20 protein-coding genes are annotated in these 25,278 nt (G+C 48.2%); 15 read left to right on the top strand and 5 right to left on the bottom strand.

Annotation, left to right across the window (positions count from 1 at the left end; translation table 11 throughout):
* Window positions 1-11: 11 nt before the first annotated feature.
* Complete coding sequence (locus H5715_RS09590; protein WP_075185612.1) at window positions 12-860, bottom strand: CPBP family intramembrane glutamic endopeptidase; 849 nt, start codon at window positions 858-860, stop codon at window positions 12-14.
* Window positions 861-1,035: 175 nt separating this feature from the next.
* Here H5715_RS09590 and ffh point away from each other — a divergent pair, with 175 nt between their 5' ends.
* From ffh to recJ, 10 genes are all read left to right on the top strand, one after another.
* Window positions 1,036-2,445: a signal recognition particle protein gene (gene ffh, locus H5715_RS09585; protein ID WP_075185611.1), complete on the top strand. Its 1,410-nt coding sequence runs from the start codon at window positions 1,036-1,038 to the stop codon at window positions 2,443-2,445.
* A 159-nt stretch (window positions 2,446-2,604) separates the two neighbouring features.
* Window positions 2,605-2,853, top strand: coding sequence for a 30S ribosomal protein S16 (rpsP, locus tag H5715_RS09580; protein WP_075185610.1), 249 nt, complete (start codon window positions 2,605-2,607; stop codon window positions 2,851-2,853).
* Between the two features lie 24 nt (window positions 2,854-2,877).
* A complete protein-coding gene (rimM, locus tag H5715_RS09575) occupies window positions 2,878-3,417 on the top strand; it encodes a ribosome maturation factor RimM (RefSeq protein ID WP_075185609.1) in 540 nt (179 codons plus the stop codon).
* Between the two features lie 19 nt (window positions 3,418-3,436).
* Window positions 3,437-4,201 carry a tRNA (guanosine(37)-N1)-methyltransferase TrmD gene (gene trmD, locus H5715_RS09570; RefSeq protein WP_075185608.1) on the top strand — a complete coding sequence of 255 codons (765 nt, stop codon included), beginning with the start codon at window positions 3,437-3,439 and terminating at the stop codon, window positions 4,199-4,201.
* Between the two features lie 51 nt (window positions 4,202-4,252).
* Window positions 4,253-4,609 carry a 50S ribosomal protein L19 gene (rplS, locus tag H5715_RS09565; protein ID WP_075185607.1) on the top strand — a complete coding sequence of 119 codons (357 nt, stop codon included), beginning with the start codon at window positions 4,253-4,255 and terminating at the stop codon, window positions 4,607-4,609.
* Between the two features lie 248 nt (window positions 4,610-4,857).
* Window positions 4,858-5,691 carry a DsbC family protein gene (locus H5715_RS09560; RefSeq protein ID WP_075185606.1) on the top strand — a complete coding sequence of 278 codons (834 nt, stop codon included), beginning with the start codon at window positions 4,858-4,860 and terminating at the stop codon, window positions 5,689-5,691.
* Window positions 5,692-5,897: 206 nt separating this feature from the next.
* Window positions 5,898-7,217: a homoserine dehydrogenase gene (locus H5715_RS09555; protein ID WP_075185605.1), complete on the top strand. Its 1,320-nt coding sequence runs from the start codon at window positions 5,898-5,900 to the stop codon at window positions 7,215-7,217.
* 38 nt (window positions 7,218-7,255) lie between these two features.
* Window positions 7,256-8,665 carry a threonine synthase gene (thrC, locus tag H5715_RS09550; RefSeq protein ID WP_075185604.1) on the top strand — a complete coding sequence of 470 codons (1,410 nt, stop codon included), beginning with the start codon at window positions 7,256-7,258 and terminating at the stop codon, window positions 8,663-8,665.
* 205 nt (window positions 8,666-8,870) lie between these two features.
* Window positions 8,871-9,701 (top strand): nitrate- and nitrite sensing domain-containing protein, encoded by an 831-nt coding sequence (locus H5715_RS09545; RefSeq protein ID WP_075185603.1) that lies wholly within the window; start codon window positions 8,871-8,873, stop codon window positions 9,699-9,701.
* Between the two features lie 351 nt (window positions 9,702-10,052).
* A complete protein-coding gene (gene recJ / locus H5715_RS09540) occupies window positions 10,053-11,741 on the top strand; it encodes a single-stranded-DNA-specific exonuclease RecJ (protein WP_246434753.1) in 1,689 nt (562 codons plus the stop codon).
* A 4-nt stretch (window positions 11,742-11,745) separates the two neighbouring features.
* Here the strand turns inward: recJ and H5715_RS09535 are convergent, their stop codons facing one another.
* On the bottom strand, window positions 11,746-11,982 hold the full coding sequence (locus H5715_RS09535; RefSeq protein WP_075185601.1) for a 4-diphosphocytidyl-2C-methyl-D-erythritol kinase: 237 nt from the start codon (window positions 11,980-11,982) through the stop codon (window positions 11,746-11,748).
* A 157-nt stretch (window positions 11,983-12,139) separates the two neighbouring features.
* On the bottom strand, window positions 12,140-15,040 hold the full coding sequence (locus H5715_RS09530) for an Ig-like domain-containing domain (RefSeq protein ID WP_075185600.1): 2,901 nt from the start codon (window positions 15,038-15,040) through the stop codon (window positions 12,140-12,142).
* Between the two features lie 217 nt (window positions 15,041-15,257).
* On the opposite strand from H5715_RS09530, the gene prfB reads away from it, so the two are divergent.
* The 4 genes from prfB to pckA all read left to right on the top strand — a co-directional run bounded on the left by prfB (window position 15,258) and on the right by pckA (window position 20,702).
* Window positions 15,258-16,353 (top strand): peptide chain release factor 2 gene (gene prfB, locus H5715_RS09525; RefSeq protein WP_139309776.1). Its coding sequence is split into 2 segments (ribosomal slippage): window positions 15,258-15,329 and window positions 15,331-16,353, totalling 1,095 coding nucleotides; the frame shifts between segments, so codons are not numbered across the junction.
* Window positions 16,354-16,556: 203 nt separating this feature from the next.
* A complete protein-coding gene (lysS, locus tag H5715_RS09520) occupies window positions 16,557-18,065 on the top strand; it encodes a lysine--tRNA ligase (RefSeq protein WP_075185598.1) in 1,509 nt (502 codons plus the stop codon).
* An 18-nt stretch (window positions 18,066-18,083) separates the two neighbouring features.
* Window positions 18,084-18,767 (top strand): uracil-DNA glycosylase, encoded by a 684-nt coding sequence (ung, locus tag H5715_RS09515; protein ID WP_221892379.1) that lies wholly within the window; start codon window positions 18,084-18,086, stop codon window positions 18,765-18,767.
* A gap of 324 nt (window positions 18,768-19,091) precedes the next feature.
* Window positions 19,092-20,702, top strand: coding sequence for a phosphoenolpyruvate carboxykinase (ATP) (gene pckA, locus H5715_RS09510; RefSeq protein ID WP_075185595.1), 1,611 nt, complete (start codon window positions 19,092-19,094; stop codon window positions 20,700-20,702).
* A 55-nt stretch (window positions 20,703-20,757) separates the two neighbouring features.
* Here the strand turns inward: pckA and H5715_RS20480 are convergent, their stop codons facing one another.
* Window positions 20,758-20,946 (bottom strand): VOC family protein, encoded by a 189-nt coding sequence (locus H5715_RS20480; RefSeq protein ID WP_343044317.1) that lies wholly within the window; start codon window positions 20,944-20,946, stop codon window positions 20,758-20,760.
* Window positions 20,947-21,196: 250 nt separating this feature from the next.
* Here H5715_RS20480 and H5715_RS09500 point away from each other — a divergent pair, with 250 nt between their 5' ends.
* The gene (locus H5715_RS09500) at window positions 21,197-24,022 is read left to right on the top strand and encodes an insulinase family protein (protein ID WP_075185594.1); all 2,826 of its coding nucleotides are present in this window, start codon (window positions 21,197-21,199) and stop codon (window positions 24,020-24,022) included.
* Window positions 24,023-24,414: 392 nt separating this feature from the next.
* Here H5715_RS09500 and H5715_RS09495 read toward each other — a convergent pair whose 3' ends face one another.
* Window positions 24,415-25,257, bottom strand: coding sequence for an HDOD domain-containing protein (locus tag H5715_RS09495; RefSeq protein WP_075185593.1), 843 nt, complete (start codon window positions 25,255-25,257; stop codon window positions 24,415-24,417).
* Window positions 25,258-25,278 lie beyond the last annotated feature (21 nt).

Raw genomic sequence — 25,278 nt, 5'->3', positions numbered from 1 at the left:
TCGCTCGAGGGTTATAGAGCTAGGGGATACGTAAAGAATGAAAAATGGATGATGTTGACGGTAAAGTGCAGCAAAACGACGACGATTATGTTTCTTGTTAATGTGTACATCAGGCCGTACAGGAACCCTGCCATCATATAGACTGCTCCGGCATCACTCGTAAATGCGCCATGAGTAGCGGCAAAGAGTAGCGTCACAATGCCAAGCGCCATTACTTCGTTAGCGGTACTGCTCCTGAATAGCGTTGAAAGGTATTTCCCTATTTGCTCCTGTAAAAGGAGGCGCATAAAAGCTTCTTCCGATACACAGGTTACGAGCAGGTTCGAAACGCCGAATAAAAAGATAAGAGATGCTTCCTTATTGTGGTGTTCGAATCCCAGTAGTTTGTGACCCACGATCAGAATTCCTCCTGCAAAGGTAACGCTAAGCAGGCCCTGCTTAGCGTTACCTTTAATCGTTGCAGCATGTTTAGATCGTGTTTGGTAGAGGATAATCAGCGTGCAGTAGCCGGCGAGTAATTTTGCCGTATTAATGTAGTGGGCGTAAGGCAGACCGTTTTCGTGAAGCCGTAACCTTTCGAACAGTATGGGGTAGTCGAAATTTTGTGGGCGGTATATTCCAACTAAAAGTCCCAGAATTACGACGATCAACCAAAGAGCAAAGGTTTTTACGCTGGCGCCAGTGGTGGTGTAATGCCGGTAGGCGAGCAATGAGCCTGTATAGAGAACCACTAGGCCAAATACTGGCAGAGCGAGTATTCCTGCGAACAAAAACAAGACTGAAGCTAGGGTTACCGCTCCAAGCGTAGCGAGTAAAATCGTCTCCTCTGCAGTGCCTTTGGTTAATGTCCGTAATTTCATTATTATTCTCGTGTTGCGGGCATTTCCCATACCGCCTTTATTCGGGGGGAGGGGCTAAGCGCTCATTGCAAAAGCACAGGGTGTCGTATTTGTAAGCATCAACGATTATACTTGCTGCCCGCTGAAATCAGCGGGCCTTTTTACCTATTAACCGCCATAGATACTTAATAGCCCTATGTTTGAAAACCTCTCGGATCGCCTGACGCGTTCGCTGAAAAAGATCAGCGGTAAATCCCGTCTTAACCATGACAATATTCAAGGAGCTTTGCGCGATGTGCGTAAGGCCCTGCTGGAAGCGGATGTTGCGCTACCGGTTGTTAAGGACTTTATCAACCTTGTGCGCAAGCGTGCGCAAGGTGTAGAGGTGTCACAGGCTCTCAATCCCGGTCAGCAGTTTCTCAAAATTGTGGAGAGCGAGCTGACCCAATTGATGGGCGAGGCCAACGAAAAGCTTAATCTTGCCGTGCAACCGCCCGCAGTCATACTAATGGCGGGCCTGCAGGGTGCGGGTAAAACCACTACCGTTGCCAAGTTAGGCCGTTTTCTGCGCGAGAAAGAAAAGAAAAAGGTCATGGTGGTGAGTGCTGACGTATACCGCCCCGCCGCCATTAAGCAGCTGGAAACCCTGGCTGCCGAAGTAGAGGTTGATTTTTTTCCTTCCTCTAGCGAGCAAAACCCGGTGGATATCGCCAAAGCTGCTGTGGCTCAGGCCAAAAAAGTTCACGCTGATGTGCTGCTGGTGGATACTGCAGGTCGTCTGCATATCGATGAGGCCTTAATGGCAGAGATTCAGGGGCTGCACAAGGCGCTGAATCCGGTGGAAACGCTATTCGTTATCGATTCAATGATTGGTCAGGATGCGGTAAATACCGCTAAAGCCTTTAACGACGCTCTGCCATTAACCGGGGTGGTGCTGACCAAAACTGATGGTGATGCCCGTGGTGGTGCTGCATTGTCGGTTCGCCAGGTGACGGGTAAACCCATCAAGTTTATGGGTGTGGGGGAGAAAACAGAAGCGCTAGAGCCTTTCCATCCGGACCGTGTTGCTTCTCGTATTTTGGGTATGGGTGACATCATGTCCCTTATCGAAGATGCAGAGCAAAAAATCGACAAGGTCAAGGCCGAAAAGCTGGCTAAGAAGGTGCAAGCGGGCAAACGTTTTGACTTGGAAGATTTGCGCGATCAGTTACAGCAAATGCAGAATATGGGTGGCATGGGCGCCATGCTGGAAAAACTGCCAGGCATGGGGAATATGGCGCAGATGGCCGAGCAGGCGAATGTAGGTAAACAGTTCAAGCAGATGGATGCGATTATTGGTTCGATGACACCCGGCGAGCGCAAGAACCCGGATATTCTCAATGGCTCCCGTAAGCGTCGCATTATCTTGGGGTCTGGAACCCAGATTCAAGACCTGAACCGTCTGCTCAAACAGCACAAGCAAATGAGTAAGATGATGAAGAAAATGAAAGGAGGCGGCCTGCAGAAGATGATGCGCGGTATGGGCGGTATGTTTCCGGGAGGTGGTGGCCCTGGTGGAATGCCTCCAATGGGGGGCGGAGGATTGCCCCCTGGTATGGGTCAGTAGGGCATAAAATAACGCGGTGTGCCGGACGTGGAAAGATTAACCAAATTAGCTCTATACAAGGGTATAGCTTTCCATTAAAATACGCCGCCTTTCGCAGGTACCCCCAATTGGTTGGGAGCTGGTACCCGATTACAAGAATTTATTACAGGAAAGACTTACATGGTAAGCATTCGATTAGCTCGCGGCGGTTCCAAAAAGCGTCCTTTTTATCATTTGACAGTAGCAGACAGTCGTAAGGCCCGAAATGGTCGTTACATCGAGCGTGTGGGTTTCTTTAATCCAATCGCGCGTGGCCAGGAAGAGCGTCTACGCGTTGATTCCGAGCGTTTGGAATACTGGCAGGGTCAGGGCGCGCAGATTTCTGACCGCGTTGCCAAATTGCTGAAAGAAGTTTCAGCTGCTGCCTAAGTTAGACCGAGAATCCTTGCGCCAGTGATAGCCAAACGTTCAAACCTTATTTCAGTTGGGCGGCTCACTGGCGTTTTTGGTGTTAAGGGTTGGGTAAAAGTTAAATCTTCGACCCAGCCTGAAGAAAAGATTCTGGAGTATTCGCCCTGGTGGTTGAAAACTCGCCACGGCGTGAAGGCTGTTGAAATTGATGGCTACCAACATCACAGCAATGGATTAGTTGTCCATATAAAAGGTGTTGATGATCGCGATGAGGCTGCTGCGTATACGCTTGTGGATGTCGCGGTGGAAAGAGGCCAGTTGCCCGAGTTGGACGAGGGCGATTACTACTGGCACCAGTTGATAGGCCTGAGAGTGATCAGTGAGTACGATGGCGCGGTCTGCGACCTAGGTGTTGTGGATAAGCTGCTTGAAACCGGCGCTAATGATGTGTTGGCAGTTAAACCCAGCGAAGCCAGTATTGATGATCGCGAGCGTTTGGTGCCTTACGTGCCGGATGTCTATGTAAAGGCTGTCGATCTCGAAAGCGAAGAAATAAGGGTTGAATGGGACCCAGAGTTTTGATCTTGATGGCGGTGCGCTAATGAAGGCTACGGTCATCACGCTCTTCCCTGAAATGTTTCGGGCGATCACCGAAAGCGGTATTACCCGCAGGGCGGTTGAGCGAGGTTTGATAGAGTTGGACTTTATCAATCCAAGAGAATTTACTCACGACAGGCATCAGACTGTCGATGACAGACCCTATGGCGGCGGGCCGGGCATGGTTATGAGGGTAGAGCCTCTTGCTGAAGCTTTAAGCGCAGCTTGTGAGCGATTGAGTGTTGCTCGTGAAGATGTAAAGGTTATTTATCTTTCACCACAGGGCAAAACGCTCAATCGGGGGGAGGTTGCAGCGGTAAGCGATTATGCCAATGTGGTCTTAATTGCGGGCCGTTACGAGGGTATCGATGAGCGCTTTATTGATACTTATGTCGATGAGGAAATCTCCATCGGTGACTATGTGCTGAGCGGCGGAGAGTTGCCAGCTATGGTGTTGCTAGATGCACTGATCCGCAAGCTTCCCGGGGCGTTGGGAGACGATCAGTCAGCAGAGCAGGATTCCTTCGAGGATGGGTTGCTGGATTGTCCGCATTACACCCGCCCTGAAGAGGTTGAAGGCAAGCGAGTACCCGATGTACTGCTTTCTGGAGACCACAAAAGAATTGAAAACTGGCGTTTGCAGCAGTCATTGGGGAGAACCCTCCTGCGCAGGCCAGATTTACTAAAGGCTAAGAGTCTTAGTCCGGCACAGCAGAAGCTGCTCGATGCATTCGTCGAGCAGAGGGTTGAGCTAAAAACTAACAACTGAATTTAACGTATTCGACTAGCCGAGAGGCTATATATTTAACAGGAGCAAGCCATGAGTTCTAAGAACAAAATTATTCAGGAGCTGGAGAGCGAGCAGCTCAAGCAAGAGCTTCCCGAGTTCAGCCCCGGTGACACTGTGGTTGTTCAGGTTAAAGTAAAAGAAGGTGATCGTGAGCGTCTGCAGGCCTATGAAGGTGTTGTTATCGGCAAGCGTAATCGTGGCCTGAATTCTGCTTTCACTGTACGTAAGATCTCCAACGGAGTGGGTGTGGAGCGTAGCTTCCAGACGCACAGCAAGCAGGTTGATAGCATTACGGTTAAGCGTCGTGGTGATGTTCGTCAAGCTAAGCTTTACTACTTGCGTGAACTGACCGGTCGAGCAGCTCGGATTAAAGAGAAGCTTAACTAAGTTATACGAAATCATCGTATTAGCTTTCTACAAACCCTGGCATAACTGCTGGGGTTTGTTGCGTTTGGCTTTTCTTATTTCGAATTCATACCAAAATAAGTCCTGCTACACATTTACGGCAGGGAACCGTGCTAGACTATTGCGCTCTAACCGTTCTATCCCGAGATTGCCTTGGGTGCCGATTGCCTGGTCTCCGGAGCAGGCCAAAATACAAATATAACAACAAAAAATTACCCGATGAGGACGCTATGAAAAACAGATTCCCCCTTATATCTCAGTTAGTGGCTGTAGCCGCTACTATTGCAATGATGAGCCTGACTGCATGCTCCAGCGAGGCCGAAAGTGCAAAGGCAGCCGGAGCCCCTGCAGGCGTTTCTAAAGGGCCAGGCGCTCTCGAAAAATTGTCTGACGACGACCACAAAAGCGCGGCGGCGGCAATTGAAAAAGCCCTGCTGGCAGCCAATGAAAATCTGCGAGTTCGTGCTATTCAGCCCTCCGTTATCCCCGGTGTTTACGAAGTACAGATAATGGGCAAAGGCATCATTTACATGGAAAAAACAGGCAGTTACTTTATAGACGGTAAACTGCTGCAGATTGTTGGTAAAGACATTGTGAATGTCACTGACAAGAGCATGATCGGTTTACGTGAAGAACTGTTGGCTGGAGTGAAAAAAGAAGATGCCATCGTTTTTTCGCCGGCGGGTGAAGTGAAAGCCAGTATAGCGGTATTTACCGATGTTGATTGTGGCTTTTGTCAGAAGTTGCATCAGGAAGTGCCTGCGCTCAATGAGTTGGGAGTTGAAGTTCGTTACCTAGCCTACCCTCGCGCAGGTATTGGCTCCAACTCCTATAATAAAATTGCTTCTGCCTGGTGTGCCGACGACCCCCAGGAAGCGTTGACTAAGCTTAAAAATCGTCAGGAAATTGAGACCAAGGTATGCGACGGCAATCCCGTTGCTAGTCAGTATGAGTTGGGCCAGCAAATGGGGGTTACAGGTACGCCAGCCATTGTGATGACTAATGGCGAGTTGATCCCGGGCTATATGCCTGCCGCACGATTAGCTGAGCGTATTGGCATATAAGCCTCTCCTCTAACGTTGTATCAAGAAAGGGGCGAAAGCCCCTTTTTCTGTTCTTAATGAATGGATTTTTGGTGAAGCGCGCGCAATCTTCAATTCATTGATGGCAGCGCATTGACAGCTTATTGCGGCGTCAGTAAGGTTGCGGTTCATTTTTCTGCTGTCGGATAAAACCGCCAGTTCATCCTAGTAAAGTTGAGGAAATCACTTTGAAAGCGGTAAATGTCGGCATCTGCGGTCTGGGTACCGTTGGCGGTGGTACTTTTAATGTTCTCACCAGAAATAAATCTGATATTGATGCGAAGGCCGGGCGGCACATTAACATTACCCACGTGGCCGCTCGTCAATTAAATCCGGATTGTGATACTTCTAGCGTTAAAGTAAGTGATGATATTTTTGCTGTAGCGGAAGATCCCAATGTAGATATTCTGGTTGAGTTGATCGGCGGAACAACTATAGCCAAAGATCTGGTGCTCAAAGCCATTCAGAATGGCAAGCATGTTGTCACGGCCAATAAGGCGCTTATTGCTGAGTTCGGTAATGAAATTTTTGCCGAAGCGGTTAAAAACAAAGTAACGGTTTCTTACGAAGCGGCGGTAGCGGGCGGTATTCCCATTATTCGTGCTCTGCGCGAAGGTTTGGCTGCGAATCGTATTGAGTGGCTGGCTGGTATTATCAACGGTACAGGCAATTTTATTCTTACCGAAATGCGTGACAAAGGGCGTGCATTTGAGGATGTTTTGAAAGAAGCTCAGGCGTTGGGTTATGCGGAAACTGACCCCACTTTTGATGTGGAAGGTATTGATGCTGCCCACAAACTGGTGATTTTGTCGTCCATTGCTTTTGGTATGCCACTACAGTTTGAAAAAGTTTTCACCGAGGGAATTACGGCTATTTCGTCTGCCGATGTTGCCTATGCGGATGAACTGGGCTACCGCATCAAGCATTTGGGTATCACCCGTCGCCGTGAGAATGGAGTCGAGTTGCGCGTACACCCCACGTTGATTCCCTCCAGTCGTTTAATTGCCAATGTGGATGGGGTAATGAACGCAGTTCTGGTGAAAGGCGATGCTGTTGGGCCAACGCTGTATTACGGCGCTGGAGCTGGCGCAGAACCAACGGCTTCTGCGGTTATTTCCGATATCGTGCACGTCGCGCGCTCTGTGAATGGCGACACTTCTGAAGTTGATTACGACGCAAACGTACCGCACCTGGGGTTTGCCACCGATCAGCTCAGCAATTTTAATATCCTGCCAATTGAAGAAGTGGAAACCGCATACTATTTACGTATTTCTGCTCTCGATCAGCCTGGTGTCCTGTCGAAAATTACGCAGATCATGAGTGAAGCGGGTATCAGTATTGAGGCTTTAATTCAAAAAGAGCCGGCGGAGGGGCAGGACCATGTTCCCGTTATTCTGTTAACTAACCGCGCGTTGGAGAAGCAGATCGTAGCGGCGGTTTCCAAAATTGAACAGTTGGATTCAGTTGCCGAGAGCGTCGTTCGTATCCGTGTTGAGTCTTTGAAGTAAGCAATGTTGCTTCATAATTGATTAAAGAGAACTAAATCGTGAAATATATCAGTACCCGTGGTGACGCTCCGAGCCTCAGTTTTGAGGAGGTGGTGCTAACGGGCCTTGCCAGCGATGGTGGGCTATATTTGCCTGAGACCCTGCCGCAGTTTTCGCAGGACGAAATCGCTTCCTGGACCGGTCTTGACTATAAAGAGTTAGCCTTAAAAATTATTTCTCCATTTGTCGATGGCGAAATCCCCGAGGCAGATCTAAAATGCCTTATTGACGCTTCCTACGATACGGTATCGGGGAAGGGCTTTCGTCACGAAGCTATTGCGCCTTTAGTGCAAACCGGTCACAACGAATGGGTGCTGGAACTGTTCCAGGGGCCAACGTTGGCGTTTAAAGATTTTGCGCTGCAATTCCTCGGTCATTTGTTGGATTACGTATTGAAAAAGCGCAACCAGAAGGTTGTGATTATGGGTGCAACCTCTGGTGATACCGGCTCTGCCGCTATTGAAGGTTGTCGTGATTGTGAGAATGTGGATATTTTTATTTTGCACCCCTATCAGCGCGTATCCGATGTTCAACGCCGTCAAATGACAACGGTATTGGAAGATAATGTACATAATATTGCGCTCAAAGGTAATTTTGATGATTGTCAGAATATGGTGAAAGCCAGCTTCGCTGATCAATCGTTTTTACCAGAAGGCCGTCAGTTGGTCGCTGTCAACTCCATTAACTGGGCACGGATTATGGCCCAGATCGTTTATTACTTTTACGCATCCCTCGCGCTGGGTGGCCCGTACCGTAAAGTGTCCTTTTCTGTACCGACAGGAAACTTCGGTGATATTTTTGCGGGTTATCTGGCCAAGCGTATGGGGTTGCCCGTTGAACAGCTTGTGATAGGTACTAACAGTAACGATATTCTGCACCGTTGTATCAGTGATAACGACCACAGCGCTCAACCGCTGGTTCATTCGTTGTCACCCAGTATGGATATTATGGTATCGAGTAACTTCGAGCGTATGTTGTTCGATTTGCACGACCGTGATGGCGCGGCGATCAAACAGCTAATGGATGCCTTCAAGGCCGGTGGTGACTTGAAGCTTGGCGATGAAGTGTTGGCGAAAGCTCGCGAATTGTTCAGCAGTTACCGCCTGGATGACGAGGAAACGTTAGAGGTTATTCGCGACGTGTTCGACAGCACTGAATATCTATTAGATCCTCATACGGCAATCGGCGTACAAGCGGCGCGTAAAACTCGTCGAAGCACCAGTACACCCATGATATGCCTCGCGACGGCTCACCCGGCGAAGTTCCCAGAAGCGGTGAAAAAAGCCGGTCAGGCAGCCGACCCTGTGTTGCCTCATCATATGCAGGATCTGTTTGAGCGAGAAGAGCGTTATCAGGTGCTAGATAACGAAATCGGTCAGGTTCAGGCATTTATGCAGGCGCAAATCTAGGGCGTTTCTCAATAAGCAGGCCTTAGGTGGTTTTGGTCTGCTCGGAGTTTCCTTGGCCCTGTCTCCTTTCGAATTGTAACCCGTAGTTATTTACCTATAACTGCGGGTTTTTTATTTGAGTCGTTTGCCGATATATTGGCATGTATCTTGTTACGCGCAGCTTTGTCGTTGATAGATAAAAAGCGGTTTCTCCGCGGAGGTCTCTATGACGGAAACATTCACTTTTGCTATGTGGCTTTTTACGGCGATAGCGTTGCTATCGCTACTTGCGTTGATTGCCTTTGCACGTGATCAGCAGCGCAAGCGTTTACTGGTTGGGATTCAAATACTGCAGGCCGGTCGCATTATGCTGGTGCATCTGCAGAAACACAGAGGCCTAACCAGTGCACGCCTTTCGGGTATTACGGATAAATCTTCAGAAATATTACCGCTGCGAGATCAGGTTGTCGCTGATATTGCGAAGCTATCTGCTTTAAGCGATTGGCTTTCTGTAAATGAAAATTGGCAGGGTATGACCAGTCATTGGGCGGGGCTGTCGGTCAATTGTGAGACGATGGCGGCTGAGGATTGTTTCGACCAGCATTCACGTTTAGTTGTGGCCCTGTTGCAGCTTCTGGGTGATGCGGCCAACCACTTTAAGGTTGAAGAAAATACTCGCTACACAGGAACCAAAGTCGTGTGGAAAGAATTTCTTTCCATGGGGGAATTTATTGGTCAGTGTCGGGCCCTGGGTATGCAGGTATTGGCTGGCAATCTCTCTGCAGACACGCGGCAGAAATACCGGGAAATGATTAGTGGCAACTTAGTAATTATTTCTATGCAGCTTGAAAGAAATTTCTGTATTAGCAATAAACAGAAGCAGGACGTTGAGTTGTTTATCGCGTTTGTAAAAGCACAAATATTTGAGGGACTGGGCGTTGTGTCAGCCTCTGAATATTTTAATATCGCCAGCGCCACCATCGACATGGTTTACGATCAGTTCGACAGTGAAATGCAGCGTTTTCATCGGAAAATTAGCCGTGTCTCACAGGTGTGAGTATGTGGTAATCAATAATGTCTTGGCGCTAGTTTTCCGCCGAGACAAAAATGAAAGGGGTCTCAAGTGGGCGCGTTGGTGATCAGGTCCGGCGAGTGAGCTTGGAGCAGGGGTTCTTTAATCTTGTCCGGTTGGCAATTGCTTTGTTTTGGTAAGAACGCTGCAGAAAGCGGAAAAATTACTTGCAGCGTTTCGCTACTGAGCACTATTGGGCCGCAGTAAGCCCCCTGATTTATTCAGCCAGTTAAACGTTAAATTAATCCTTGTTATCCATCCATCTTTATCAATAATATCGACTAAATGATTAAAAATATTCGAAGACGCACGCCAGTAAAACCAAGTGACCGCAGCATGGAGACGCTTCCTCCATTATTGCAGAACGTGTTACTAAATAGAGGTGTTGGCTCTATGGATGGTGTTGATTACCAGCTAAAACAATTACTAAAGCCCGATGCGATGCGTGGGCTTGAAGCCGCCACAGAATTACTGTTTAACGCGCTAACGAATCAGCAGCGAATATGTATTTTGGGTGACTTTGACGCGGATGGTGCAACCAGTACAGCCCTGGCTGTTCGGTGCTTAAGAGCTTTTGGTTTTACTAAAGTCGACTACCTTGTTCCTAATCGTTTTGAGTATGGCTATGGGCTAACGCCTGAAATTGTCGAGCAGATCGCCAAGCTCTCCCCTGATTTGTTAATAACGGTGGACAACGGGATTGCCAGTCTCGATGGAGTACAGGCTGCGCACCGCCATGGTATGAAAGTACTCGTTACCGACCACCACTTACCTGGCGGGACTCTGCCAGAGGCTGAAGCCATTGTGAACCCCAACCAGCCCCATTGTGAGTTCGGGAGTAAAAATCTCGCGGGTGTTGGTGTTATTTTTTATGTGATGAATGGCTTGCGGGCGCGCTTGAGGCAAGAGGGCTGGTTTGAACAGCAGCAGCTCGCTGAACCCCGAATGTCTGAGGTTCTTGACTTGGTGGCTCTAGGTACGGTGGCAGATGTGGTGCCGCTGGACCACAATAATCGGATTCTTGTCGAACAAGGCCTGCGGCGCATGCGAGCAGGTTATTGCGCGCCGGGTATTCGCGCCTTGTTTGAAGTAGGTGGCCGCTCACTGCAGCGCTTAACAGCATCTGACTTGGGGTTTGTGGCTGGTCCAAGGCTGAATGCTGCAGGGCGGTTGGATGATATGAGTTTGGGAATTCGTTGCCTGTTGGCGGAAAGTGCCAATGAAGCTCGCCAGATTGCCTCGGAGCTGGATAGCCTTAATCGCGAGCGGCGCGCTATCGAAGGCTCGATGCAAAAAGAAGCGATGGGCTTCCTCGATAGCCTCTTGCAAGAGCAAACGAGCTGGCCCTTGGGTCTTTGTCTCTACAAGGAGGATTGGCACCAGGGCGTCATTGGTATTCTAGCTTCCCGTATTAAAGATAAGCTGCACAGGCCAACGATTATTTTTGCCTCCAGTGGAGAAGGTTCTCTCAAAGGTTCCGGGCGATCTATTCCCGGTGTTCATTTGCGTGATGTTCTAGATCGTGTGGCCACTGGCTGGCCTGGCTTACTGAGTAAATTTGGTGGGCACGCGATGGCGGCGGGGTTATCGTTGGATGAGTCAAGGCTCGCGGAGTTCGAGACCGCATTCGAAAGCGTTGTGAGTAAGTTGCTGAATGGCCAAGCGCCAGAAGCTGAATTGTTAACCGACGGGGAGCTGGAGGTTGACGCTTTTAGCCTTGAAAGCGCACTGCAATTGGAGCAGTTTGGGCCCTGGGGGCAGTCTTTTCCCGAGCCCTGTTTTGATGGTAATTTTCGGATCCTGTCCCAGAGGCTGGTGGGAGAGAAACATTTGAAGTTGCAGCTCACACCTGCCGAGTATTCTGGCGTGGCGCTGGATGCCATCGCCTTTAATGTGGATGTGGAAATATGGCCGAATCAGGAGCTGCACTACGTTAAGCTAGCTTATAAGTTAAACGTTAACGAATATCGTGGTGAGCAAAAGCTGCAGTTGATGGTGGATTATTTGGAGCCGATTACGAATTAGCGCGCTAGGCCGTTTTTGCCCAGCTAAGGGCGGCGCGGCGCCTTTCTACATAGACAAATTCTGATTTTCCCGTACGAGGGTGTAAGCGGTGCCGAAAGTGGTGATGATCTTCGCTGGAGCCCATATATTCCCAGCAGACATCCATAAACAAGCATATGGCATCACCCTCATTTAGAGGATAATTCGATAATTCTTCCCACATTTGCAGCCATTCTTTGTGGTCCGCTTCCAGGAATTCCATGCGTGTTCTTCTCACTAAAAGGTCATTTCAGTAAGTTATTGTAGTTTTATAAGGTTGTTTGTCAACAAGATCTTTTAAGTTGTTGATATTTAAAGTTATATTTGTTTTCCGATAGCCGTTCCTGGTGGGGTCGGCTATCGGAGGTAAAGAGTAAGTCCTAGGGTTCGATAACGTCTGGATTGACGACAATGGAAGTCGGTACAACGCCGTTGTAGCTAAAAAAGGTAACGGCTTGTTGCAATAACTCAAAAAACGCGGCTTCGCTACTGGTTGGTGCCGCCGCCGCCGTGTGATCGCCCTCGATATAACGGCTGACCAAAATGGCAGGTTTACCCGTTGCTGTAGCCTCTGCAGTTTTTATGGCTCCGGCAAGTGCTACGAGGGGCTCCGTTCCTGTCAGTGGGGCCGATAGGTTTTCGATACTAAAGCCACTTTCGGTTATCATCTGCAGTGGTGAATTAGCTTCACCCCAAATGGTGTCCGCAGCGTTGGGGATAACTTGATCGCCGATAATTTCCGAGAAAAGTATACCAGTATTACCGTATTGGCTCAGCAGCGAGATAAAGTTAGCGGGGTCGCCGGAATCGACAACGCCCTGGAATACATTGAAATACGTTTCGAGGCCGCTGGTGCCTGGCATAAGCTCCTCACTGGCAGTGGCGAGTGCAGGCAAAATTCTGGGCGAGAAACGGGGCGAATTACTGAGTAATCGTGTAACCATCCCGCCACCAGAATTTGCCACCAGGGCCTGAATCTTCGGCAAACTGCTGAAGGGACTTGCCTGTATGGCAGGGTTGTTATTGAGGGCGATGAAATTAATCGCATCCATTGCCCCCAGTGATAATCCGTAGACATAGACCCGGCTGGTATCGAAGTCGGGCAGGCCATCGCCATCGATATCCATCGTCGCCAGAGAGGCATTCAAGTTGAGCAGGTCGAGCGCCATCTGACGCAGAGAGTCGCGCGTACTAGCGAAGTTTTTCAAGTTAATATAGAGCGTACCGGAGCTGCCAAATCTCCCTGCATAGCTCATGGGAACCGCATTGGCAGCGGCGTCGGCGGTAAAATCATAATGACGCTCGGTAAGGCTTTCCGATACTTGTGCATCAGGCAGATTGGCTTCCGTTGCCATATCGGGATCTGTAACACTGTGCAGACCGTCAAGCAGTGCGCCGTCAGCATCTATCCCATGTAAGGGGCGATCGATGGTTATCGACGCAAAGCAGGGCGCACCGGAAGGACCCGTTTGTGTACTGTTGATGCAGGCGAAGGCCATCGCGTCAGCTACTGGCAGTGTTGAACTGCGTTCAGCGGTAATGCCGGGAATTGAAATAACAACTGGCCAGCCCGCTTCGGGCTTGGTAATGCCAAATAGAGCAAGTGTGCTGGGTTCGGGCAGAGTTGCAATCAGTGGAACAGTGACATTCGCTTGTTTGGCCGGGAAGGGAAAGCGGTAGGTAATTTTGTTGGATGGCGGTGTTGTACCCATTTCCTTGCTCTGGGCAATATCAAGCAGAGCGCCGATGGTGTTTGCATCGGCTTGCCAGCTACTATTGGTGATATTACTGCCATCGTCGCCTTCGGGTAACGGTTGATAGATCGGCAGAGCGATCTGCCCTTGATAGATCAGAGCTGGAGCCTGAAGTGCAGGGTTGATGTTCGACGCCAAATCCACACGGTAGAAGCTGTTCTCTCTCGCTGCGGGAATCGGAAATATTGCACTAACGGCTGCGTTTGCTCCCTGAGCTAAAGCGGCAACGGTTCCAGCTGCTTCGGTTGCGATATCGACATAGGGCTGCTGATCCCCCTGCTGGGCATCGCCACTATCATGTACCGCCATTGCCGCTTCCGCCACTGCTCTTTGCATGATATAGGCCGCCGAGCCATCCGATGCGATAGACGCATAATCTGCACCGTTGGCAATGGCGCCGACAAGTGCTTGGCTGTAGAGAGTATTGGGCGAGCCATCGGGCAGCTGGGGAGAGGTTAGCAGAGCGTGCAGGGTACTGTTGATTGCGCCATCTGTAACTGAAGTCATGGCGCTGTTATCGCCATTGACGTTGTATTCGCCGGATACCAACTTGGCAATTGCACCTTGTTTATATTGCGTGCTGAGTGATTTCTCAAAGAAGGTTTCAGGCGCGGCCAGGCTGGTAAGCACAGCGTCTGTACCGCCGGTTGTGAAGGTTAATGTAAAGATAATCTCTTCTGCCGACGGGGCTTGCAAGGGGACGCCTGCGGCTTCAAAGACACTGCTGATAAAACTGAAATACCCGCCAGCAAGACGCTCCCAGCCCTGTATGGCTCCTCTAACTGGGTCAAGCCCCAGATTCCCCAGATTGCTTTCCGGGTTACGGATAAAATCATAAGCACTTGAAGGGTAAACAAAATTGCCCTCCGCATCGAGTATGCGAGTAATAACGACCAGATATTTGGTTTCGGGCTGTAAGGGCTTAAGTGGCGTAATACGAATGGTATTGTTGTCGACACCGTCAAGGCTGATAAGCTCTGCGCGTACGGTAGGCCTAGCCAATTCGGCCATCATTGTGGCATTGCGGGTCGCAGCAGCGGTTTGAAAAACAACGGCTTCGGAGAAAGTGGGCACTTCCACGCTGGTACCGTTCACGGAGGCTTGGACCAGTGCATCACCTCCTGGATAGCTGAGAGGCAGAAGGAACACGTTTTGGTAAGGGTTGGGAGCCACGTTGCCATCGACACCGATAAAACTGGACGCGTCCAGTAACTGAGAATCATCCAAAGAACCGCTGAAGGCAATATCGATAGGCGCGAGAACCGAGTTGCCATCCAAATGGTCTATACCGCTGATAACAGGGTTTGCAGGGTCTTTGCCAGCATACATAGTGCCATCGGCTAACGGTTCGCTGCCAAAGAGAAGATCATTGGGGATAGGGAGTTCATTGGTTGCAGGGCTGAAAACAACGTAGGTCTTATCAGCGGGAGCAACGCCATCTTCTGGCTGGTTATCGTCGTTATTGGAGCATCCGTTTAAGAATAACAGGGTCACTGCGAGAGCGAGGGTGGTTTGGCGCCTAACCATGTTTTGCTACCTCTGTAAGTTATTATTGGAAGTGTAGACGAGGTGGTGTTTACTGCTATGGTCTTAAAGCCTTTAGCCGCGACACATTTAGCCAATGTTAACAAGCTCGTTCGCAACTGTTAACCTGTACTCACCGTGTTTTTCCTTCATTTGTTGAAACATGTGGCCTGAGGTACAATGCGCGCGCATTTTTCTCCCGTTTCTGAATGGTTCTTCTATGGAAATTAATCCCCTATTGAATAAGTTGGCTGATCTACAAGCACGTACTGATGTGCTTAGGGGGTATCTTTGAATACGCTGAGAAGAAAGAGCGTTTAGTCGAAGTAGAGCTGGAGCTGGCTGAACCAGACGTTTGGAGCGAGCCGGAGCGCGCGCAAACATTGGGGCGAGAGCGCTCCTCGCTGGAAGCTGTAGTCGAAACCATCGAAAACCTAGACCAGGGTGTCGTAGACGGTCGTGATTTGATCGATATGGCGGTTGAGGAAGACGACGAAGATATTATCGCCGATGTGGAAGGTGAAATTGCCGGCCTGGAGCAGCAGTTGGCCAAGTTGGAATTTCGTCGTATGTTTTCTGGCGAGATGGATCCCAACAATGCTTATTTGGATATCCAATCGGGTTCCGGCGGCACGGAGGCTCAGGACTGGGCCGAAATGATCTTGCGTATGTATTTGCGCTGGGGCGAAGATCGAGGCTTCAAAACCACGCTTGAGGAAGCGTCCTCCGGGGAAGTGGCAGGTATTAAAAGTGCCACGATTCGTTTTGAAGGTGAGTATGCTTTTGGCTGGTTGAGAACAGAAACCGGCATCCATCGCTTGGTACGTAAATCGCCGTTTGATTCCGGTAATCGTCGCCACACTTCCTTTGCGTCCGTTTTTGTGTCGCCAGAAATTGATGACAATATTGAGATTGATATCAATCCCTCCGATGTTCGTACCGATACTTACCGTGCATCCGGTGCTGGTGGTCAGCACATCAACAAAACCGATTCTGCTGTCCGTTTAACTCACGAGCCCAGTGGGGTTGTAGTGCAATGCCAGAGTGAGCGCTCACAACATGCTAACCGCGATAAAGCCTGGAAAATGCTGCGTGCGCGTGTCTACGAACAGGAGCTGCTCAAGCGCAATACCGAGAAGCAGGCAATGGAAGATAGCAAGTCGGATATTGGCTGGGGCAGCCAGATTCGTTCTTATGTGCTGGATGATCAGCGTATTAAGGATTTGCGTACAGGTGTCCAAACGAGCAACTGTCAGGCTGTTCTGGATGGCAAGCTGGATGATTTTATTGAAGCGAGCCTGAAAGCTGGTTTATAAATGTTATTTCGCTGCACGGAGAGTCTGTGCAATTTCTTCAATGGGGCTGAGCGCCAATACACGCCGTTATTCTGCGCTGATTTCCCCAGTCTATCGTTCCAGAATACCGTATAGCGATGTCGGCGACGACCTCAGAATAAACGCTACACACTCTTCTGGTCCGACACCCTTTTCATATTAGTTAAGTTAGGAATCACTATTCCATGAGTAAGCAAAATCCAAACGACGTTCAACAAGATGAAAACAAACTGATCGCCGAGCGTCGTGCCAAACTGGCTGAGCTGCGAGAGCAAGGTAACCCTTTCCCCAACAGCTTCCGCCCAACCGCAAAAGCGCAGGATTTACAGAACACCTACGGTGAAGAAACCAAGGAGGCATTGGAAGGGAAAGGCATGACCTTTTCCGTTGCGGGCCGGGTGATTCGCAACCGCGGTGCCTTTATGGTGATTCAGGATGGCAGTGGCCAGATCCAGCTGTATGTCACCAAAGAAGCGCGACCTTTTGCCAAGTCCCTTGATTTGGGCGATATCATTGGTGTTAGTGGTGTACTGCACAAATCCGGTAAGGGCGATCTTTACGTGAATCTGGACGAGTACCAAATGCTCACCAAGGCTTTGCGCCCGTTGCCAGACAAATTTCACGGTCTGGCTGATCAGGAAATGCGCTACCGCCAGCGCTATGTGGATTTAATTGTAAACCCGGATGTACGCAATACCTTCGTGACCCGCTCTAGGGTTGTACAGTTTATCCGTGACTACTTGAATGGCCGTAATTTTCTGGAAGTGGAAACACCCATGCTGCAGGCCATTCCTGGCGGCGCGACTGCACGACCATTTGAGACTTACCACAATGCGTTGGATATCGATATGTTCCTGCGTATTGCGCCTGAGCTTTACTTAAAGCGATTGGTTGTCGGTGGCTTTGAGCGTGTGTACGAAATTAACCGCAATTTCCGTAATGAGGGATTGTCTACCCGCCACAACCCCGAATTTACAATGTTAGAGTTCTACCAGGCTTACGCCGATTACAATGACCTGATGGATCTAACCGAAGATATGCTGCGCCAGTTGACGGAAACCGTTCTGGGTTCAACTACCGTTGTGAATACCAAACCGGCGAAAGACGGTGAAGAAGCCGAAACGGTAACCTATGATTTCTCCAAGCCTTTCCAGCGTTTAAGTGTGTTCGATTCTATTTTGCACTTTAATCCGAAATTAAACAGCGACAATATTAATACCTTGGATGCGGCCAAAAAAGTGGCCGGGGATTTGGGTATTCCCGTTAAGGATTTCTGGGGATTGGGTAAGATACAAATTGAAATCTTCGAAAAAACTGTTGAGCATCGTTTAGAACAACCAACGTTTATCACAAAATATCCAACCGAAGTTTCACCGCTGGCACGCCGCAGTGATAACAACCCATTTGTTACTGATCGTTTTGAGTTTTTTGTTGGCGGAAGAGAAATTGCCAATGGGTTTTCCGAGCTTAACGATGCCGAAGATCAGGCCGAGCGTTTTCAGGCTCAGGTTGCGGAAAAAGATGCAGGAGATAACGAAGCAATGCACTACGATGCCGATTATGTGCGTGCTCTGGAATACGGATTACCGCCAACGGCGGGTGAGGGTATAGGGATTGACCGCTTGGTCATGTTCTTGACTGACTCTCCATCCATACGCGATGTTTTACTCTTTCCTCATATGCGCCCCGAATAGTTAACAGGGTAAATTATGATGGAAAGCAATAACAAAATAAAATTGCATTCAAGCTGGATGGATGTCGTGGGCGAAGAATTTGATAAGCCCTATATGCAACAGCTAAAACGGTTTTTACAGGAAGAAAAATGCGCAGGGAAAAATATTTTCCCTGCTGGCGGTAATGTTTTTAACGCGCTTAATACAACACCCTTTTCCGACGTTAAAGTTGTTATCTTGGGGCAAGACCCCTACCACGGTCCGGGTCAGGCACACGGACTGTGTTTTTCGGTTTTGCCCGGTGTTCGCTTTCCTCCATCATTACAAAATATTTTCAAAGAAATTTCTCAAGACCTGAACATGCCTATACCCGATACGGGTTGTTTGCAGTCATGGGCAGAGCGCGGCGTGCTTTTGTTAAATGCCACACTTACTGTTGAGCAGGGGCGCGCAGGATCACATCAGGGAAAAGGCTGGGAAGTTTTTACCGATGCTGTTGTAGAAGCACTTAATTCCCGCAAAGAAAATCTGGTTTTTATGTTGTGGGGTAGTTATGCCCAGAAAAAAGGCCAGTTTATCGATACACATCGTCATTATGTACTTAAGTCTCCACACCCTTCACCTCTCTCCGCCTACCGTGGTTTTTTTGGAAACAGCCATTTTTCTATGGCGAACCACTATTTGGCATCAAAAGAAATATCGCCAATTAATTGGTCGGTGTAATATTGCGCGCACGTTAAAATCGTTAATAACTTACTGTATGTATAAAGTTGGTTGATTATTACGTTTTTAATATTAGGTTGTTTTTCGGACGATAAATTCGTATTTTGAATTATTTTTCCGAAGTAGAAGCAAATCTTGACGTGCGTCAACAGTAAAATTTCCCTGCCAATAGCCGCTTCCATATAATGGGGGCCGCTTAAATATACAACACCATAAGTTTGCTGAATAATCCCGGTGTGAGCTGAATATAGTCTAAAGTCTAAGTTGACACCGTTTTTTGGATTTTTATTACCCATCTAATAATTAAACCTGGGAGACAACATAATGGCTGTAAATATAGACCTTTCCAAGTATGGCATTACCAACGTTAAGGATATTGTCCACAATCCTTCGTTTGATCAGCTGTATGAAGAAGAGACAAATCCTGATCTGGAAGGTTTTGAGCGAGGAATAGTAACTGAGCTGGGTGCAGTTTCGGTTAATACAGGCATCTTTACCGGCCGTTCCCCGAAAGACAAATTCATTGTTCTTGATGATGTTAGTAAGGAGCATCTGTGGTGGGACTCCGAAATTGCCCACAACGATAACAAGCCCGTTACTCCAGAAGTATGGAAAGACCTTAAAGCATTAGTGGTTGATCAGCTTTCTGGTAATCGTTTGTTCGTTGTTGATACTTTTTGTGGTGCTAATGAAGATAGCCGCATGAAAGTACGTTTTATTGTTGAAGTCGCCTGGCAGGCGCACTTTGTAACGAATATGTTTATCCGCCCATCCGCGGAAGAGCTTGAAAATTACGGTGAGCCAGATTTCGTTGTAATGAACGGATCAAAAACCACGAATCCTAAGTGGAAAGAACACGGTATGAACTCAGAAGTGTTTACTGTGTTCAATATGACCGAAAAGATGCAGGTTATCGGCGGTACTTGGTATGGCGGTGAGATGAAGAAAGGTATGTTCGCGATGATGAACTACTACCTGCCGCTGAATCACATGGCTTCCATGCACTGTTCTGCTAACGTTGGTGAAGATGACGATGTTGCTATTTTCTTCGGTCTGTCTGGTACTGGCAAGACGACTCTGTCTACCGACCCTAAGCGTCGATTAATTGGTGACGACGAGCACGGGTGGGATGACTCTGGTGTATTTAACTTCGAGGGTGGCTGCTACGCGAAAACCATTAACCTCGACCCAGAAAGTGAACCCGACATTTACGCCGCTATTAAGCGTGATGCCCTGTTGGAAAACGTGACCGTTGACGAAAATGGTAAGATTGATTTCGACGATGGCTCTGTAACAGAAAATACCCGTGTGTCTTACCCTATTGACCACATTGACAACATTGTTCCACCTCCCTCACGTGCCGGTCATGCTCAGAAAGTTATCTTCCTGACTGCTGACGCCTTTGGTGTATTACCTCCTGTATCAAAGCTGACTCCAGAGCAAACCCAGTATCACTTCCTGTCTGGGTTCACTGCCAAACTGGCGGGTACTGAGCGTGGCATTACTGAACCAACTCCAACCTTCTCCGCATGTTTTGGTAAAGCTTTCTTGACCTTGCATCCGGTTAAGTACGGAGAGGAACTGGTTGCTCGTATGCAAGCTGTTGGCGCTACAGCATACCTGGTTAACACCGGTTGGAATGGTACTGGCAAGCGTATCTCCATCAAAGACACTCGCGGCATTATCGATGCGATTCTCGATGGAAGCGTAGATAAGGCAGAAACCAAGAATATTCCAACTTTCAATTTGGAAGTTCCTACTTCACTGCCTGGTGTTGATGGCGGTATCCTTGATCCACGTGATACCTACGCAGATGTCGCTGATTGGGATGCCAAAGCCGAGAAGCTGGCTAACTTGTTCGTTAAGAACTTCGACAAGTTCACCGATAACGATGAAGGTAAAGCTCTGGTTGCCGCTGGTCCTCAGTTGGGCTAATCAAGCAGGCCTTGAAAAACTAAAGCGCCACCTTCGGGTGGCGTTTTTTTTGGCCCTACTTGTCAGACCAAACGGCGAATTCATTGCCGGAGGGCTCACAAAAATGAAATCGTTGCCCGCCGGGAAAATTAAAAACGCTTCTAACCATTTGGCCTCCCGCCTGTTCAATCTTTAGTTGTGTTTGCTGAAGATCTTCACTGAAAAAAACGACCAGCGCACCGCTGGCGCTGTAGGATGTCGCCATATCTGCTTGGTAGAAGCCTCCATCTAGTACTCCATCGTTGAAAGCGCTGTATTCCGGTCCGTAGTCTTGGAATTTTCAGTCAAATACCCTGGAGAAAAAGACTTTGGTTGCGGTCAGATCTCTGGATGCAAATTCAATGTAATTTAACTTTTCGTGCCTATTCATACTGGCTATGCCCCCGTGTGGTTGGCGCTTGTTGCTGATAGTATTGTGTCCCCGGGCAAACTGAAACTGTACAAAGGATAATCTGATGATAAAAAAACGGTCTTTCACCCTGGTTTTTATGGTGATAGTAACGGCATTAAGCGGCTGTACGGCGCCAATACCGTCTGTAGATAATAGTGATCCAGCTATTGTACAAAAAAGCCCCAAGGACACCCGGGAGTATGCGACGCTGACGCTGGATAACCAAATGGAAGTGTTACTGGTGCAGGACACCAGTAGCGAAATCGCGGCAGTTTCGTTAGCTTTGGGTGTTGGTAGTTTTCAGAACCCGGAACATCAGCAGGGATTGGCCCACTATCTGGAGCATATGTTGTTCCTGGGCACGGAAAAGTACCCTGAGCCCAATACCCTGCAAAAGTTTATCGATCATAACTCTGGTCGTTGGAATGCCTACACGGCACCCGACCACACCAACTACTTTTTCTCGCTGCCTGCCGAACGGCTTGATGAAGCTATGGATATGTTCAGCGACTACTTTAAGGCGCCACGTTTCGATCTTGAGTTCAGCGATAAAGAGCGCAATGCGGTGAATAGCGAATGGTCAATGGGCCGCAGTCAGGACGGGCGGATTATCAATTACCTGAACGGTATTACCGGTAACCCGAAGCACCCCGCTAGCCAATTAGCGGTGGGTAACCTGGAAACGCTGATCGATAAACCTGGGTCGGTACTAAACGAAGAATTGGTCGCTTTTTTTGATCGTTACTATTCAGCCAATATTATGAAACTGGTGGTGGTGAGTAATAAAAGTCTGGAGGATCAAGAGGCTTTGGCACGTAAGCATTTCGCCGCGGTATCGAATAAAAATATCGAGCCGCCGACGGTGAAGGTTACTGGCGTTCGAAAAACGGAAATGGGAAAGAAGATCCACTATGCATCCGTGATGGATTTAAAAATGTTGATGCTGCGTTTCCCTATGGGGAATAACCAAAAACTGTGGAAGTATAAGCCCAACGATTACGTTGTAAGCCTGTTGGCCTCGGAGGAGCCAGGAACCGTTGCTCAGCAGCTGAGAGAACAGAATTTAGTTAAGGCTCTTTATGCTCAAGTTGACCCGGCAGCTTACGACTACGATGGCAGTTTTGATATTTATGCCGATCTTACCGATCTGGGGATGGAAAAGCGCGATGAAATAATAGCATCCATTTTTTCCTACGTGGATTTGATTCGCGAGCAGGGTGTTGATGAGAAGTATTTTCTGGAGCAAAAGGCAATTAAAGAAAAGAAATTTGCCAATATGGAAATGCAACAGCCCTTGCAAACAGCCATTTCTCTGAGTTCAACTTTATTGAAGTTTGAGCCTGAGTGGGTGATAGCCAACCCTTTTGTCTACCAAAGTTTTGATAAGCAGGCCGTTAAAGAGGTGTTGGGCTACTTGAAGCCAGAGCGTGCGCGAATCTGGTATATCAGTCAAAACGAAACAGCGGAAAAACCGATCCCCTACCATGAGGGTAAGTATCGTATTGAAGACATTACAGTGGAAGATAAGGCGCATTGGCAAACCCTAGCCAGTGGTATGAGCTTTGTATTACCCACAGAAAATGATTTATTTTCGAAAGAAATGGCTGAGGTTGTTCCGAGTGCTATTGAGCGGCCAAAGCTAATAAGAGAATCAAATGGTCTTGAGGTATGGCTGACCCACAGTAAAGGCTTCCAGGATCAAAAAGGAAAGATAGAAATTCTATTGAATACCGATGTGGCAGAGAGTTCAGTTGAAGATCAATTGTTCGCTAAGCTCTATGCCAAGGTTCTGCAATCGCAACAGCTATCGCTTATTGATCGCGCTCAACAAGCGGGTATTGGCCTCAGTTTTCACTTCAATGGTAACGAGCTGGTGACATCCCTGAGTGAATTTAATGCCAAACATGAATTGCTTGCCAAACGTGTTTTTGCAGCATTTGGTGATTGGCAGGTAAGCGAGGAAGAATTTGCTAAAAGTCGCGACTCGCTGCGTCAGGACTTGGAAAATAGGGAGAAGTCTCCACCATTTCGGCAAATGTTCGGAATACTGCAAAATGAATTGATGAAAAACGGCTGGTCACGAGAAGAAGAAAAGGCGGCGGTAGATACCTTAACTCGCAGTGACCTTGTCGCGTTTCAGAAAAAGCTGATGGGTAAAAATCAACTGAGGGTATTTGCTTATGGGAATTACACAGAAAAAAAACTGATGAATATTGTTAGCTCAATCGAATCGGATTTGCCGAAAGATAGAGTGACAATGGAAAGATTCCATAGATCGGTGAAAATGCCACAAGTAGGTACGAAGTTGCGCTACAAGGAAGCTCTCAGCGGACATACGGATAACGCAATTGTTCACCTTTTTGTATCGCCAACAGTGTCGTACCTTGGCAAGGCGCAAATGGTAACGTTGAACGCTTTAACCAAAAACAGTTTTTTTACGCAGTTGAGAACCAATGAACAGTTGGGCTATGTTGTCGGTACAGCGCCAAAAATGGTGGAGGATTATCCTGGGTTAATGTTTTTTGTTCAGAGTAACGGCGCGTCTCTACCCGAAGTGAAAAGTCGAATGGATCGATTTCGTGAAGAGTTTTTGGCGGAGCTGGAAGCGACGGATAGCGAGGTGATTGAGCAGATAAAGAAATCACAATTGGATCAGCTCAATAAGCAATCATTGGATATCTATGAAGAAATGCAGCCGTGGCTCGGTGATTTCTACGAGGGAAAATTTGCTTACGATTCCAAGCAACAGTTAATCGCGGCTTTTGATCAGGTAAACAAACAAAATCTTGTGGATTTATATAAGAGCATGATTTTGGGTGGCGGAAGTATGGATGTTATTGTTCAGCTCAAAGGCACTAATTTCCTTGAAACACCATTTGCGGCGGAGTAGTGTTGACTTTGCGTTAAATAGGATATTCGATAATATTTTTTGAGTTCAAAAAAAGCTGCCATGACAATAGTGTTATGGCAGCTTTTTTACTTTGGCTAACGATATTGCGGGAAAATGAGTAGTCCTAGTTAGCCCTAATAATTCTAAAAGGCTTTTATCCGAGTTTATAGGGTAGGAGTGGAGTCTTTTATCAAATCCAGACGGCCTCCGATTTTTCGGCGACCCAAACCTTGAACAATGCCTGAATATCAGGGGTGTTTGGCCCAAGCGTGCGCGTGGGGAGTGCGAGTGTGAAGTTAATCATGGGCCCTTGATTATTATGATTGGCTCTCGCAGACCTTGCTGCGGGGAGACGGTTTGGTGACCCATGATCCTTTTCTATCTTTGTCGGGCTATGCCTGCAACATGGCTAGAGCAGCTTCCATTTCTTCACTTAAATCTTCAGCTTCGGTCGCCTCAATATTGGGGTCCAGATCCAGCCTGAAGAATGCTTTCACCTTGGTGTAATCCAGATTAGTGTAGCGGTTTTGCTCTTCGGTTGCTCGATTTTGCAGCATCGCCACGGTAACCAAGTCTGCATAGTCGGCATTGGCGATATTTCGCCCAAAATTAAGATGGTCAACAGGGACGTTGCGGATTTCCTTGGGGAACTCCCAGGTGGTTAAAATTTTGACGCCGAGTTCTGGATGAACGGCTTCGATAACACTATCCAGAGTCATGCTGTCGCGCATAATGGAGGGATTGTCCTCCGCATAGGAGAGGATAGGAAGAACGCCGATTTGGTGAGTTAATCCCGCTAGTGCAGCTTGGTCGGGGCGCAATTTCGTACAGTGTTTACATAATACGTGACACATACCAGCTATTTCGCTGGAGCGGGACCAGACGGCCCTAAGGCGTTTATCGATAAAATCCGATGTAGCCTGGAACATCTGCTCCATGGCTAGCCCTGTGGCCAGATTACTTGTGTACTGCATACCGAGCCGGGCGAGAGCCATATTTAAGTCTTCGATCTCTCGGGGAGCGCGAAACAGGGGGCTATTGGCGACTTTGATAATGCGGGCTGTCAGTGCAGCGTCTGAGCTAATAGCATTGCCAAGCTGTTTAATGCTGGCATTTTCATCGTTAGCGACCTCGCGCACCTTTAAAGCAATTTCTGGCAGCGTAGGGAGTATCAGTTTGTCATTATCTATTGCAACTTTTATATCTTGCGAAACTTTTTCAGCAAGGACATTCATATTCGATCTCTCGTGGTAAAA

Origin of the sequence: Teredinibacter haidensis (genome assembly GCF_014211975.1) — a bacterium.
Taxonomy (GTDB): Bacteria; Pseudomonadota; Gammaproteobacteria; order Pseudomonadales; family Cellvibrionaceae; genus Teredinibacter; species Teredinibacter haidensis.
Note: the sequence above shows the minus strand (reverse complement) of the source record. Positions and strands in the feature narration are given on the sequence as shown.

Coding starts and splice junctions, on each gene's coding strand:
- H5715_RS09590 (WP_075185612.1), bottom strand. CDS start 860: ATGAAATTACGGACATTAACCAAAGGCACTGCAGAGGAGACGATTTTA.
- ffh (WP_075185611.1), top strand. CDS start 1,036: ATGTTTGAAAACCTCTCGGATCGCCTGACGCGTTCGCTGAAAAAGATC.
- rpsP (WP_075185610.1), top strand. CDS start 2,605: ATGGTAAGCATTCGATTAGCTCGCGGCGGTTCCAAAAAGCGTCCTTTT.
- trmD (WP_075185608.1), top strand. CDS start 3,437: ATGAAGGCTACGGTCATCACGCTCTTCCCTGAAATGTTTCGGGCGATC.
- rplS (WP_075185607.1), top strand. CDS start 4,253: ATGAGTTCTAAGAACAAAATTATTCAGGAGCTGGAGAGCGAGCAGCTC.
- H5715_RS09560 (WP_075185606.1), top strand. CDS start 4,858: ATGAAAAACAGATTCCCCCTTATATCTCAGTTAGTGGCTGTAGCCGCT.
- H5715_RS09545 (WP_075185603.1), top strand. CDS start 8,871: ATGACGGAAACATTCACTTTTGCTATGTGGCTTTTTACGGCGATAGCG.
- recJ (WP_246434753.1), top strand. CDS start 10,053: ATGGAGACGCTTCCTCCATTATTGCAGAACGTGTTACTAAATAGAGGT.
- H5715_RS09535 (WP_075185601.1), bottom strand. CDS start 11,982: ATGGAATTCCTGGAAGCGGACCACAAAGAATGGCTGCAAATGTGGGAA.
- H5715_RS09530 (WP_075185600.1), bottom strand. CDS start 15,040: ATGGTTAGGCGCCAAACCACCCTCGCTCTCGCAGTGACCCTGTTATTC.
- lysS (WP_075185598.1), top strand. CDS start 16,557: ATGAGTAAGCAAAATCCAAACGACGTTCAACAAGATGAAAACAAACTG.
- ung (WP_221892379.1), top strand. CDS start 18,084: ATGGAAAGCAATAACAAAATAAAATTGCATTCAAGCTGGATGGATGTC.
- pckA (WP_075185595.1), top strand. CDS start 19,092: ATGGCTGTAAATATAGACCTTTCCAAGTATGGCATTACCAACGTTAAG.
- H5715_RS20480 (WP_343044317.1), bottom strand. CDS start 20,946: ATGGCGACATCCTACAGCGCCAGCGGTGCGCTGGTCGTTTTTTTCAGT.
- H5715_RS09500 (WP_075185594.1), top strand. CDS start 21,197: ATGATAAAAAAACGGTCTTTCACCCTGGTTTTTATGGTGATAGTAACG.
- H5715_RS09495 (WP_075185593.1), bottom strand. CDS start 25,257: ATGAATGTCCTTGCTGAAAAAGTTTCGCAAGATATAAAAGTTGCAATA.